General features: G+C 70.6%; 13 protein-coding genes. 8 read left to right on the top strand and 5 right to left on the bottom strand.

Annotated features, from left to right (window positions below; translation table 11 throughout):
- Positions 1-27 precede the first annotated feature (27 nt).
- On the top strand, positions 28-618 hold the full coding sequence (locus HJG52_RS07590) for a PadR family transcriptional regulator (RefSeq protein ID WP_171242842.1): 591 nt from the start codon (positions 28-30) through the stop codon (positions 616-618).
- A gap of 73 nt (positions 619-691) precedes the next feature.
- Here HJG52_RS07590 and HJG52_RS07595 read toward each other — a convergent pair whose 3' ends face one another.
- Positions 692-1,066, bottom strand: coding sequence for a YciI family protein (locus HJG52_RS07595; RefSeq protein WP_171242843.1), 375 nt, complete (start codon positions 1,064-1,066; stop codon positions 692-694).
- Between the two features lie 180 nt (positions 1,067-1,246).
- Here HJG52_RS07595 and HJG52_RS07600 point away from each other — a divergent pair, with 180 nt between their 5' ends.
- The 3 genes from HJG52_RS07600 (at position 1,247) to HJG52_RS07610 (ending at position 3,359) form a co-directional block, all read left to right on the top strand.
- A complete protein-coding gene (locus HJG52_RS07600) occupies positions 1,247-1,735 on the top strand; it encodes a SigE family RNA polymerase sigma factor (protein WP_171242844.1) in 489 nt (162 codons plus the stop codon).
- Positions 1,725-2,768 carry a hypothetical protein gene (locus HJG52_RS07605; protein WP_171242845.1) on the top strand — a complete coding sequence of 348 codons (1,044 nt, stop codon included), beginning with the start codon at positions 1,725-1,727 and terminating at the stop codon, positions 2,766-2,768. Before HJG52_RS07600 ends, HJG52_RS07605 begins: the two co-directional genes overlap by 11 nt.
- Before the next feature lie 72 nt (positions 2,769-2,840).
- Positions 2,841-3,359 carry a MaoC family dehydratase gene (locus HJG52_RS07610; RefSeq protein ID WP_171242846.1) on the top strand — a complete coding sequence of 173 codons (519 nt, stop codon included), beginning with the start codon at positions 2,841-2,843 and terminating at the stop codon, positions 3,357-3,359.
- Between the two features lie 2 nt (positions 3,360-3,361).
- Here the strand turns inward: HJG52_RS07610 and HJG52_RS21565 are convergent, their stop codons facing one another.
- Entirely contained in the window at positions 3,362-3,898 is a 537-nt protein-coding gene (locus tag HJG52_RS21565) for a MarR family transcriptional regulator (RefSeq protein ID WP_171242847.1), read from the bottom strand.
- Positions 3,899-4,069: 171 nt separating this feature from the next.
- Between HJG52_RS21565 and glpK the strand changes: the two genes are divergently transcribed.
- Genes glpK through HJG52_RS07630 form a run of 3 tightly spaced genes read left to right on the top strand, consistent with a single transcriptional unit; the run spans position 4,070 to position 8,332 of the window.
- Positions 4,070-5,608, top strand: coding sequence for a glycerol kinase GlpK (gene glpK / locus HJG52_RS07620; protein ID WP_171242848.1), 1,539 nt, complete (start codon positions 4,070-4,072; stop codon positions 5,606-5,608).
- A gap of 10 nt (positions 5,609-5,618) precedes the next feature.
- Positions 5,619-7,334: a glycerol-3-phosphate dehydrogenase/oxidase gene (locus HJG52_RS07625; protein WP_171242849.1), complete on the top strand. Its 1,716-nt coding sequence runs from the start codon at positions 5,619-5,621 to the stop codon at positions 7,332-7,334.
- The gene (locus HJG52_RS07630) at positions 7,334-8,332 is read left to right on the top strand and encodes a DNA topoisomerase IB (RefSeq protein ID WP_171242850.1); all 999 of its coding nucleotides are present in this window, start codon (positions 7,334-7,336) and stop codon (positions 8,330-8,332) included. The genes HJG52_RS07625 and HJG52_RS07630 overlap by 1 nt, the downstream gene beginning before the upstream one ends.
- Before the next feature lie 46 nt (positions 8,333-8,378).
- Here the strand turns inward: HJG52_RS07630 and HJG52_RS07635 are convergent, their stop codons facing one another.
- On the bottom strand, positions 8,379-9,179 hold the full coding sequence (locus tag HJG52_RS07635) for a hypothetical protein (RefSeq protein WP_171242851.1): 801 nt from the start codon (positions 9,177-9,179) through the stop codon (positions 8,379-8,381).
- Between the two features lie 80 nt (positions 9,180-9,259).
- On the opposite strand from HJG52_RS07635, the gene HJG52_RS07640 reads away from it, so the two are divergent.
- Positions 9,260-10,792 (top strand): aminopeptidase P N-terminal domain-containing protein, encoded by a 1,533-nt coding sequence (locus HJG52_RS07640; RefSeq protein WP_171242852.1) that lies wholly within the window; start codon positions 9,260-9,262, stop codon positions 10,790-10,792.
- Positions 10,793-10,850: 58 nt separating this feature from the next.
- Here HJG52_RS07640 and HJG52_RS07645 read toward each other — a convergent pair whose 3' ends face one another.
- Both HJG52_RS07645 and HJG52_RS07650 read right to left on the bottom strand, forming a co-directional pair.
- Positions 10,851-11,606 carry a PIG-L deacetylase family protein gene (locus HJG52_RS07645; protein WP_171242853.1) on the bottom strand — a complete coding sequence of 252 codons (756 nt, stop codon included), beginning with the start codon at positions 11,604-11,606 and terminating at the stop codon, positions 10,851-10,853.
- A 39-nt stretch (positions 11,607-11,645) separates the two neighbouring features.
- Positions 11,646-12,260 carry a YflT domain-containing protein gene (locus HJG52_RS07650; protein WP_171242854.1) on the bottom strand — a complete coding sequence of 205 codons (615 nt, stop codon included), beginning with the start codon at positions 12,258-12,260 and terminating at the stop codon, positions 11,646-11,648.
- Between the last annotated feature and the right edge of the window lie 106 nt (positions 12,261-12,366).

Consider the following 12,366-nt stretch of genomic DNA (forward strand, 5'->3'; position numbering starts at 1 on the left):
GCAAGGACTCTCTGGCACCCTGTGACCATGCCGTTGCACCACGTCGTGCTCTCCCTGCTCGCGGACGGTCCGAGCCACGGGTACGAGCTCAAGGGCGCCTTCGAGGACGCCGTCGGCCCGCAGTGGGGGCAGCTCAACATCGGGCACCTCTACCAGCTGCTCGACCGCCTCTCCCGCGACGGGCTTGCCACGACCCATCGCGAGTCCCAGACCGTCAAGCCCGACCGGGTGGTTTACGAGCTCACCGACGACGGGTATGCCGAGCTGTCACGTTGGCTGGGCACGCCGGCTCCGCGCGCGGGCGGCTACCGCGACGAATTCTTCCTCAAGGTGGTCGCGGCCGTGCGCACCGGCGACCGCGGCGTCCTCGACGAGGTGCTGTCGACCCAGCGGCGCCACCTCATGACCGAGACCCACCACCTCGCCGCCCTCGAGCGCGAGCACCGCGACGACCCGGTCGTGTCCCTGCTCATCAAGAACGCCCGCCTGCACGTCGAGGCCGACCTCAAGCTCGTCGAGTCCGCCGAGGACTCGCTGCCAGCCACGCTGCGCAAGCCCGCCACGCGGCATACCCCCGCCTCGGTCACCACGACCGCGAAGGCGCGCGCCGCGCGGTAGCCGGCTGGTCGAGGGGTCAAGGCACGCTGACGATCGCGAGTCCCTTCAGCGCGCCGTGACCCCTCGACTCGGGTCAGTCGGCGACGGGGCGCAGCTCCACCGTCTCGCCGGGGCCGGACATGCGCTCGGCCACCGCCTCGGCCCGCGCCTGGTCGGCCACGTCGATGAGGAAGAACCCGGCGAAGTGCTCCGCGGTCTCGGCGTAGGGGCCGTCGGTCACCTTGCGCCGACCGCCCTCCCACCGGAACAGCCTGGCGTCGCGGGGGTCGCCGAGCGCCTGGCCGCCGACGAGCTCGCCGCGCTCGGACAGCTCGCCCAGGAGCTTGTCGAAGTCGGCGCTGTTGGCGGCGCGCTCAGCCTCGGGCAGGGCCTGCTGCTCGGCGACGAAGTCACCGGTCGGGTGACCCCACGGCTGGGGGTTGGAGTGGATGAGGACGACGTACTTCATGGTGCTGCTCCCTCTCGGGTCGCTGGTGGCCGCGGTTGCTGTCCTGCGCGGCCCGGACACCACCCTGACGTGCCTGCCCACATCCACTCGACATTTGATCCACAACTTTTTCTCGCCCGGCCTCAACCTCTGCGGGACGATCCCCGTTGAAGGGTCGACAGCGACAGGAAGGGGCCGGCGGTGAGCAGCGACGACGACTTCGTGGACTTCGTCCGCGGCGCGTCTCCGCGGCTGCTCAAGACGGCGTGGTTCATCAGCGGCGACCCGGTGCAGGCCGAAGAGCTCGTCCAAGCGGCCCTCGAGCGCGTCTTCGTCCGCTGGCGCCGGGTCAGCAGCGGCGACCCGCTCGCCTACACCCGCAAGGTCCTGCTCAACCTGCACATCGACGACCGGCGCCGCGCGTCGCGTGAGGCCCCGTCCCACGACGTCCCCGATCGCGGAGTCACCGACCGCGGACCCGAGGACGCCGACCACGTCGTCCGGTTGCTCGCCGCGCTGCCGCTGCGCGAACGCCAGGTCGTCGTCATGCGCCACTACGCCGGACTCCCCGAGGCCGACGTCGCCGACCTGCTCGGCATCAGCCTCGGCACCGTCAAGTCCAGCGCCTCCCGTGGCCTGGCCAAGCTTCGCGAATCCCTTGCGCGAGAGGAGAACTCGCATGCCCACTGACCTCACCGATGTCCTGGAGCGCACCAGCGCGCCCGTCATGCACATCGATCCGTATGCCGTGGTGTCCGGCGGGCGCCGCCGTCGCCTCCGCCGTCGGCTCACCACCGGTGGCGCGGCTCTCGGGGTCGCTGCGGTCGTGGCGGCCGGCCTGGTCGTGGGTCCGGAGCTGACCCGGGATGCACAGCGACCGACTCCCGCAGCGAGCACCGGCACGCTGACGTCGTCGACGGTCACGGTGCCGCTCAAGGGCGACCGCTACAGCTACCGCCTCGCCTCGCCCACGGTCGTCGAGTTCGGGCGTGTGAAGCAGGGCACCCGGCAGGTGGTCGACCTCCAGCGCGCCACCATCGTCAACGGACAGGCGTGGGTGCAGGCGAAGAACCGCCCGGGCGTGGTGCTCGGGATCCTGCCGGCCACCTTCGGTCGGGCCGACGACCTGGCAGCTTCGGCGGGCTCGGGGGCCTGGGAGGGAGCGGACGGCCGAGTCGTGGGACGGATGTATGCCACCTATGCGCGGGTCTACGACGTGCCGGCCGATGCCGCCAGGTTCCGGGGTCGCATCTACGCCGACGAGGGCGGCAGGGTCCATGGCCCCGGCGGTGAGCTCCCCACGGTGGAGTTCCGTCCGCACGCTGGCGGCGACCCCGTGACGGTCTGGGCCAATTCGACCGACGGGTTGTACGGGTACCTCGTCGGCGGCGACCCCAGCCCGACCTCGGCCGCGCTCCCCGAGTCCGGCCCTGTGGCACAGCAGCAGGCCATGGTCAGCCTGCCCGACGGCCGGGGCGACATCGACACCGACGGGGTGGAGCAGGGCTGGTTCGTCGGCGTCGCCCCCAAGGCAGCCAGCACGCTCGAAGCCAGGCTCACCGACGGGACCACCATCCTCACCCCGTTGACCACGAAGCCGCTCGACGGTGACTACAGCGCCTTCGCCGTGGAGTACCGCGGTGCACCTGGTCAGCAGGTGCGGCTCATGCTGCGGTACCGCACGCCGCAGGGCTGGACGCAATGGCGCCAGGCTGCGAACTGACACCGGTGCTGTGAGGGAACGCACGCGGCATACCACTGCCGTTGCCCGACCCGACCCGGCACGATGGGGCGCATGCAGTTCGGACGCAGCTATGAGGAGTTCGAGGTCGGCGCGGTGTACAAGCACTGGCCCGGCAAGACGGTGACCGAGTACGACGACCACCTGTTCTGCCTGCTGACCATGAACCACCACCCGCTCCACCTGGACAGCAACTACGCCGAGAACACCACGCAGTTCAAGAAGAGCGTGGTCGTCGGCAACTACATCTACTCGCTGCTACTCGGCATGAGCGTCCCCGACGTGTCCGGCAAGGCGATCGCCAACCTCGAGATCGAGAGCCTGCGCCACGTCGCGCCGACCTTCCACGGCGACACCATCTACGGCCAGACCGAGGTGCTCGACAAGTGGGAGTCGACGAGCAAGGACGACCGCGGCGTCGTCCACGTCGAGACCAAGGGCTACAACCAGGACGGCACGCTCGTGTGCATCTTCCGCCGCAAGGTCATGGTGCCCAAGCAGAACTACCTCGACGCCCGTGGCGGCGAGCAGCCCGGACGCCCCGAGCTCCAGGAGCCCGCGCCCAAGGAGTAGTGCTACCAGCGCGGGTTGTCGACCTCCACTGACGCGAGCTCGGCGAGTTCGTCGGCCAGCTCTCCCAGGCGGTCCTCGCTGAGCGCGTCCGCCATGATGCAGACGGTGACGACCAGGTCCTCCCGGACCTCGTGCATCAGCGCCTCGCCTTCGGCGGTGCGGCTCACCAGCAGAGCACGAGAATCCCTGGGACTCGGTCGCTTCTCGACCAGCTCCCGCCGCTCGAGCTCGGCCACCGCCCTGCTGGTCGCTTGCGGCGAGATCCGCAAGCGACGGGCCATGCTCACGATCGGCATGGGATGGCGCGACAGGACCAAGGCATGGACGGCATTGAGCGACAGGTCCGCCCGGTCGTGGCGGGCGAGGAGCCGGGTCAGCAGCTCGTCCACGGATCGTGACGCCTCGCGCAGCGTGAACGGCAGCCGGTCGATTCGCGCCAGTGCCTCCGACTTCTCCCGCTTCTGCGCCTCGGCGCGCAGCTCCGCCTGGTAACGCCGATCCTCACGGGAGAGCGTGCCGTCGTCGCCCCACTCGTCCACGAGTCCACCTCCCTCCGGCCCGGTTCGCCGACCTCGCGCCAGCCGGAGCACACCAAGCGTTGCGCGAATTGCGAACCTGGGTTGCGGATATCCACAACCCAGGTTCGCAATTGGCAACACCACAGTGGAGCTCCGGCTGGGTCACCGCACCGGCCCGGATAGGGTCGGCACATGGCCGACTTCGTGGGCGCGGTGGACCAAGGGACGACGAGCACGCGGTTCATGGTGTTCGACCACGACGGCGCCGAGGTCGCGCGCCACCAGCTCGAGCACGAGCAGATCCTGCCGCGCGCCGGGTGGGTCGAGCACAACCCGCTGGAGATCTGGGAGCGCACCCAGACCGTCATCGCCACCACCCTCGCCAAGCAACGGCTCCAGGCCAGCGACCTCGCCGCGATCGGCATCACCAACCAGCGCGAGACCACCGTCGTCTGGAACCGCCGCACCGGCCGCCCGGTCCACAACGCCATCGTCTGGCAGGACACCCGTACCGACCGCATCGCCCGCGCCCTCGACCGCGACGGGCGAGGGGACACGATTCGCCAGCGGGCCGGCATACCTCCTGCGGCCTACTTCGCCGCCGGCAAAGTCCAGTGGATTCTCGAGAACGTCGACGGGGCAAGGGAATCCGCCGACAAGGGCGACCTCGCGTTCGGCACCATCGACACCTGGCTGCTGTGGAACCTCACCGGCGGCACCGACGGCGGCGTCCACGTCACCGACGTGACCAACGCCAGCCGCACCATGCTGATGGACCTCGAGACCCTCGACTGGGACGACGAGCTCCTCGGCTTCTTCGACATCCCGCGCTCGATGCTGCCGGAGATCCGGCCGAGCTCCGACCCCGCCTTCTACGGCACCACCCGCAAGGGTGCGCCCGTCGGCGGCGAGGTGCCCCTGTCCGGCGCCCTCGGCGACCAGCAGGCCGCCACCGTCGGCCAGGTGTGCTTCAACCCCGGCGAGGGCAAGAACACTTACGGCACAGGCAATTTCATGATCCTCAACACTGGTGAGCAGATCGTGCGCAGCGAGTCCGGGCTGCTCACGACGGTCGCCTACCAGCTCGGTGACGCCAAGCCCGTCTACGCGCTCGAGGGCTCGATCGCCGTCACCGGCTCGGCCGTGCAGTGGCTGCGCGACCAGCTCGGCATCATCTCCGGCGCCGGCGACGTCGAGCGCCTCGCCGCCTCCGTCGACGACACCGGCGGGCTCTACTTCGTCCCGGCCTTCTCCGGCCTCTTCGCCCCCTACTGGCGACCCGACGCCCGCGGCGCGATCGTCGGGATGAGCCGCTACAACACCGGCGCCCACCTGGCTCGCGCCACCCTCGAGGCCATCTGCTACCAGACGCGCGACGTCGCCGACGCCATGACCAAGGACACCGAGGCAGCGGGCGTGCCCATGGAGCTGTCCGTCCTCAAGGTCGACGGCGGCGTCACCGCCAACAACCTGTGCATGCAGCTGCAGGCCGACATTCTCGATGTGCCCGTGTCGCGCCCGAGGGTCGCCGAGACGACGGCTCTGGGCGCGGCATACGCTGCTGGTCTGGCCACCGGCTTCTGGTCGGGCACCCAGGAGCTGCGGGCCAACTGGCAGGAGTCGCGCCGCTGGGAACCGTCGTGGAGCGTGAAGCAGCGCGAGGACGGGTATGCCGGGTGGCGCAAGGCCGTCGAGCGCACGCTCGACTGGGTCGACGTCGACGAGGAGTAGGAAGCACGCAATGACCGGGGCGACAACCGGGGCTCTGTCCCCGCAGGGACGCCAGGCAGCCATCGACGCGATGGCGTCCGGCATCGAGCTCGACGTGCTCGTCATCGGCGGTGGCGTGGTCGGAACCGGCGCCGCCCTCGATGCCGTCACCCGCGGCCTCACCACCGGCCTCATCGAGCAACGCGACTTCGCCAGCGGCACGTCGTCGCGCTCGAGCAAGCTGATCCACGGCGGGCTGCGCTACCTCGAGATGCTCGACTTCGCCCTCGTCCGGGAGGCGCTGCGGGAGCGCGGCCTCCTCCTCACCCGGCTCGCGCCACACCTGGTCCGCCCTGTGCCGTTCCTCTACCCGCTGTCGCACCACGTGTGGGAACGCGCCTACGTCGGCTCGGGCATCGCGCTCTACGACACCATGGCCCTCGGCGCCGGCCATGACGCCGGGCTCCCCCGCCACCGGCACCTCACCCGCAAGCAGGCGCTGCGCCAGATGCCGAGCCTGCGCAGCAACGCCCTCACCGGCGCCATCCAGTACTACGACGCCCAGGTCGACGACGCGCGCCACACCATGGAGCTCGCCCGCACCGCGGCCCACTACGGCGCCCACGTTGCGAATCGCGTTGCGGCCATTGGGTTTCTGCGCCAGGGCGAGCGGGTCACCGGGGTGCGGGCGATCGACAAGCTCACCGACACCGAGTTCGAGATCCACGCCAAGCAGGTCGTCAACGCGACCGGCGTCTGGACCGACGACACCCAGGCGATGCTCGCCGAGCGCGGCCAGTTCCACGTACGCGCCAGCAAGGGCGTCCACCTCGTCGTGCCACGCGACCGCATCCACTCCAGCACCGGGCTGATCCTGCGCACCGAGAAGTCGGTCCTGTTCGTCATCCCGTGGGGCCGCCACTGGATCATCGGCACCACCGACACCGACTGGCGACTCGACAAGGCCCACCCGGCCGCGACGGCCGCCGACATCGACTACCTCCTCGAGCACGTCAACAAGGTGCTCGCCACCCCCCTCACGCACGAGGACGTCGAGGGCGTGTATGCCGGGTTGCGGCCGTTGCTCGCGGGTGAGTCCGAGTCGACGTCGATGCTCTCGCGCGAGCACGTCGTCGCCCACTCGGCGCCCGGTCTCGTCGTGGTCGCCGGAGGCAAGTACACGACCTACCGAGTCATGGCCAAGGACGCGATCGACGAGGCCGCGCAGGCACTGCCGGGCAAGACGGCCCAGTCGACGACGGACACGGTGCCCTTGCTGGGTGCCGTGGGCTTCCAGGCATTGTGGAACCAGCGCCAGACCCTCGCCGCCGACGCCGGCCTGCACGTCGCCCGGGTGGAGAACCTGTTGCGCCGCTACGGCTCCCTGACCCCCGAGCTGCTCGCCCTCATCGCCGAACGCCCCGAGCTCGGCCAGCCGCTCGAGGGCGCCGAGGACCACCTCGCCGCAGAGATCGTGTATGCCGCGTCGCACGAGGGCGCGTTGCACCTCACCGACGTCCTGACCCGCCGCACCCGAACCTCGATCGAGGCCTGGGACCGCGGCGTCAGCGCGGCACCCGTCGCCGCCGCGCTCGTGGCACCCGTCCTCGGCTGGGACGACGCCAAGACCCGGGAGGAGATCGACATCTACCTCGGCCGGGTCGAGGCCGAACGCATCAGCCAGACCATGCCCGACGACGCCTCGGCCGACGAAGCCCGTCGCAGCGGACCAGACAGCACCATCTGATGCCACGCCTGCGCCGGGTGTCCCCGGAGTCACCGGGCTGGACGCGGCGCAGGGCGGGCAAGGGCTTCACCTACCTCGACGGGGCCGGTCGCCGGTTGGCGGCCAGGCACGTCGAACGGGTCAAGTCGCTGGCCATCCCTCCGGCCTGGGAGGACGTGTGGATCTGCCCCGACGACCGGGGTCACCTCCAGGCCGTCGGCACCGACGCCGCCGGTCGGCGGCAGTACCTCTACCACCCGGACTGGCGAGCCAAGCGGGACCAGCAGAAGTTCGACCGGTTGCTCGTGGTCGCACAGGGCCTGCCCAAGGCCCGGCGGCGGGTCGCGCGCGACATCGCCGTCGACGGTATGCCGCCCGAGCGGGCGGCCGCGACCGCGTTCCGCCTCCTCGACCTCGGCTACTTCCGCATCGGCAGCGGCATCTACGCCGAGGACAACGGGTCGTTCGGGCTCACGACACTGGAGCGTCGGCACGTGCGACGCCGCGGTGGGGAGCTGGTGTTCTCGTTCGTCGGCAAGTCGGGCATCGAGCACACGGTGACGATCGACGACCGACAGGCCATTGCCGCGCTGGATCGCATGCGCCGCAGGCGCTCCCGCAGCGAGCGGCTACTCGCCTACCGGAACGGGCGCGGGTGGAAGGACCTCGACGCCGGGACCGTGAACGAGTACCTCGCGGAACTGTTCGGCGGCGAGCTCACGGCCAAGGACTTCCGCACCTGGCATGCCACGGTGCTGGCTGCTGAGTCGCTCGCGACCACCGACGAAGCCGGTGACACGAAGGCATCCCGACGCCGGGCCGTGAAGGCGTGCGTCGAGGAGGTCGCCGACTACCTCGGCAACACCCCCACCATCGCCAAGAAGTCCTACATCGACCCGCGGGTCATCGAGCGCTACGAGTCGGGGACCACCATCGACGTCGACCCCAGCCGGTTCCGCAACCCGGACCGGCGACAGGCCGCGGTGGAGAAGGCTGTGCGAAACCTGTTGGGAGACTGACGATTTCGCGCGGACGACGGGCGTGGTGCGCTAGTGCGCTAGTGCGCTAGGCGGTGCAGGCCGGCGCCTTGGCCGCAGCGGCGGCCGCTGTCCGGTAGGCCGTCAGAGTCGGCCCGGCGTCCTTGACCATCCCCAGCCACCGCTCGTGGTAGGCCGCCTTGTTGGTGTGCGCCTTGTTGGCCATCATCGCGATGTGCGCCGACCACTCGGACTGCACCTTGCCGCCGGCGGCCTGGACCGCCGCCAGCCGGGTGGAGCGCTCGGCACAGGCCGATGCCTTCGCCGCCAGGGGGCTGCCGGCCGTCTTCGCATCGACGTCGGCGCAGCCCTGACCGGCCTGCTTCACCGCGGCGTTCGCGGTGGCGTAGGCCTTGAGGTCGGCCGGCCCCCTGGCCTTCGACCGGGCCCAGGCGGCTGCCGTCTGAGCGGCCGTGAACGTGCCGGCCTCCATGCGTCGCTGGGCATCGGTGTGGGTCTGCCAGCTGGCGGCGGAGCCGGCCACCGCCTTGGCGAGGGACTCCTGGGCGCGGACCGTCGTGACGCACCGTTGCAGCGCCGCGGTCGCCTCGGCGGACGGGCCGCTGCTCGTGCTGCTCCCGGTCGTGCTGCTTCCACTCGTCGTCGAGCTGCTCGGCCCGGTGGTGCCAGGACCCGTTGTCTCCACGGATTCGGCCCCGACGCTCGACCCGCCACCGGCGGTCACGGTCGGCGCCACCTCACCCGGCGACGGCTCGTCGAATGCCCGCCACACGGCATACGCGCCACCACCCGCGAGGAGCACGGCCACCACCGTCAGGACGGCGACCAGCACCAGCGGATGCCGCGCGCTGCCTCGGTGCCTCCCCATCGGACGATCGTGACAAAGGACGAATAGGACCAAATCCACCAGAAGGACGAGGGGGTTTCGTCCCGTGGCACGATGGATGGGTGAACGTCAGCGAGGAACAGCAGAAGCCCGAGAACCGCGCCCGGCCCACCACCGACGAGCTGCGCGCCTTCATCGCCGAGGACTGGGCGCCCCGCACGCCGGGCGTCACCGAGCAGACGGAGGCCGCGCGGTATGCCGCCGCCCGCCGCGACGCCCTCAGCGCCGCCTTCCCGGGTGACCGGCTGGTGATCCCCGCCGGCGGCCTGAAGGTGCGCAGCAACGACACCGACTACGTGTTCCGGCCGCACAGTGCGTTCGCCCACCTCACCGGGCTCGGCGGTGACCGTGAGCCCGACGCCGTCCTGGTGATGGAGCCGCGCGACGACGGCACGCACGAGGCGGTCCTGTACTTCCGTCCGCTGGCCGGCCGCGACACCGACGAGTTCTTCGCCGACACTCGCTACGGGGAGTTCTGGGTCGGCGCTCGGCCGACGATCGAGGACATCGAGCTCGAGCTGGGTGTGAGCGGGCGGCACCTCGACGAGTTCGCCGACGCCGTGGTCAAGGATGCCGGCGAGGTGACCGTGCGGGTCGTGCGCGACGCCGACCGTGACCTGACCCGTCAGCTCGACGAGGCCCGCACGACCGAGTCGACCACGCAGGCCGGGGTGTCGGAGGCAACCCAGTCGGCCGACCAGGAGGACCTCGCCGAGGCCGACGACGAGCTCGCCCACTTCCTCTCGCACCTGCGAATGATCAAGGACGAGTGGGAGATCGAGGAGATGCGCAAGGCGGTGGCCGCCACCCGCCTGGGTTTCGAGGCCGTCATTGCCGACCTGCCGGAGGCCGTCGCCAAGGGGCGGGGTGAGCGCTGGGTCGAGGGTGTCTTCGGGCTCGTCGCCCGGCACGAGGGCAACGGGGTCGGTTACGACTCGATCGCCGCGGCGGGCGACCACGCCACGACGCTGCACTGGATCAAGAACACCGGTGAGCTGCGTGACGGCGACCTGATCCTGCTCGATGCCGGCGTCGAGGTCGACTCGCTGTTCACGGCCGACATCACGCGCACCCTGCCGGCGAACGGCACCTTCAGCGACGCGCAGCGCGAGATCTACGACGCGGTGTATGCCGCGCAGGAGGCCGGGCTCGCCGCGGTGAAGCCGGGCAACAAGTTCTCGGACGTGCACGCGGCCGCGATCCGCGTCATCGCCGAGCACCTGGAGAAGTGGGGGCTGCTGCCCGACGGCGTCGACGTCGAGGCGACCTTGGACAAGGAGCACGGCCAGTACCACCGGCGCTGGATGGTCCACGGCACGAGCCACCACCTCGGCATCGACGTGCACGACTGTGCCCTCGCGACCCGCGAGGAGTACATGGACGCCGAGCTGAAGCCGGGCATGATCCTCACCGTGGAGCCGGGCCTGTACTTCAAGGCCGACGACCTCAAGGCGCCCGAGGCGTTCCGGGGCATCGGCGTGCGGATCGAGGACGACGTGCTCGTCACCGAGGACGGCCACGAGAACCTCTCGGCCGCCATGCCGCGCACCTCCGCTGACGTCGAGGCGTGGATCCGCGAGGTTCAGGCCCGCTGAACCTCGCGAGTTGAGTGCCTGAGACCGCCCCAGGGGGAGGTCTCAGGCACTCAACTCGTCAGCGTCGGTTGACGACGTCGAGCACGAGGGCGTGGGTGACACCGTCGACCTGCGCGGCCTTGGCGCCCATCTCCAGGATCATCGGCACGAGCTCGGCCGGTTTGGGGAAGGTGTCCGGGAGGGCGGCGTTGTATGCCGCGTGCGCCTCGAGTGAGCCGACAGCCAGATCGAGGTAGCCCGTGACGTCGACGAAGTGCGTCGGTCGCGGCGTGCCGACGAAGCAGAGCCGCTTCACGTGCCACGGCGCGAAGCCCTCGTCGACGAGCTCGGGGAAGATCCACCGGTTGCCGGCGTCGGCGCACGCGTCGGCGGCCGCGAGCCCGACCGCGCGGTGGTCGGCCTGGTTGAGCATGCCCTGCACGAACCGGTCGCCGTAGTCGCCGGTGATCACGACGTCCGGCTGGCGGCGCCGGATCTCACGCGCGATGTCGCGGCGCAGGTCCAGCCCGTACTCGACGACGCCGTCGCGGTGGGTGCCGAAGTCGACCTCGCTGACACCGACGACCGCTGCGCCGTCGCGCTCCTCCTGCTCGCGCACGCCCGCAGCCTCGTCGGGCGGCATCGTGTCGATGCCGGCCTCGCCGCGGGTCAGCAGGAAGTAGGTGACGCGTTTGCCGGCGGCGGTCCACTTCGCGACCGCGGCGGCGGTGCCGTACTCGATGTCGTCGGGGTGGGCGACGATGCACAGCACGGACTCGAAGTCGTCGCCGAAGGGTTCGAGGGTGGGCGGCGCGCCTTGCGCTGGCTCGGTCATGCGCCCACGGTATGCCGCGTGGCCGGCTGGCCGCCTCCGTCAGAGGGTGGGCGGGGCCGGCGGCTGCTCCCGCTGCTGGGCTGGCTGCTGGGCTTGTTCGGCGGTCCGGGCGGCCTCCTGCTCGCGGGCCTGGCGGACCTGCTCCTGGGCTGCGGCCATGGGGTCCATCTTGGCGAGCAGCTCACGGGCCTGGGTGGCGAACTTGTGCTCGACGAGCACCTCGTACTGGGTGGCTACGACCTGCATGACGGAGGTGAAGTCGCGGTTGCCGCCGGTGATGGCGTACCCGATGAGCGCCCAGATCAGACCGAAGATGGCGCCGAAGACGACGGTCATCACGACCCCGAGGAAGCCCGCCCCGTTGTTGGCCCCGAGCAGCGAGAAGATCAGGCCGACGAACAGGCCGAGCCAGGCGCCCGACACCAGTCCGCCGACGGCGACGCGGCCGCGGGTGAGTCGTCCGGTGACGCGCTCGAGCTGCTTGAGGTCGGTGCCGACGATGAGCACGTTCTGCACGGGGAACTCGTGGTCCGACAGGTAGTCGACGGCCTTCTGCGCCTTTTCGTACGTGTCGTAACGTCCGAGCGACATGGGGTACTCGAGCGAGAGGACGGCGCGGTTGCGTGCCAGTGCGGCGGCGGGCTGCGTGCTCATGACCCCAGTCTGTCAAAGCCCGCTGGACATTGCCTGAACGCGCCGGCCCCAGCTTTTCCGCGTCATGCGGGAAAGCTGTCTTCGCTCGGGTTACTGACACGAGCGA

The organism is Knoellia koreensis, assembly GCF_013041615.1.
Taxonomy (GTDB): domain Bacteria; phylum Actinomycetota; class Actinomycetes; order Actinomycetales; family Dermatophilaceae; genus Pedococcus; species Pedococcus koreensis.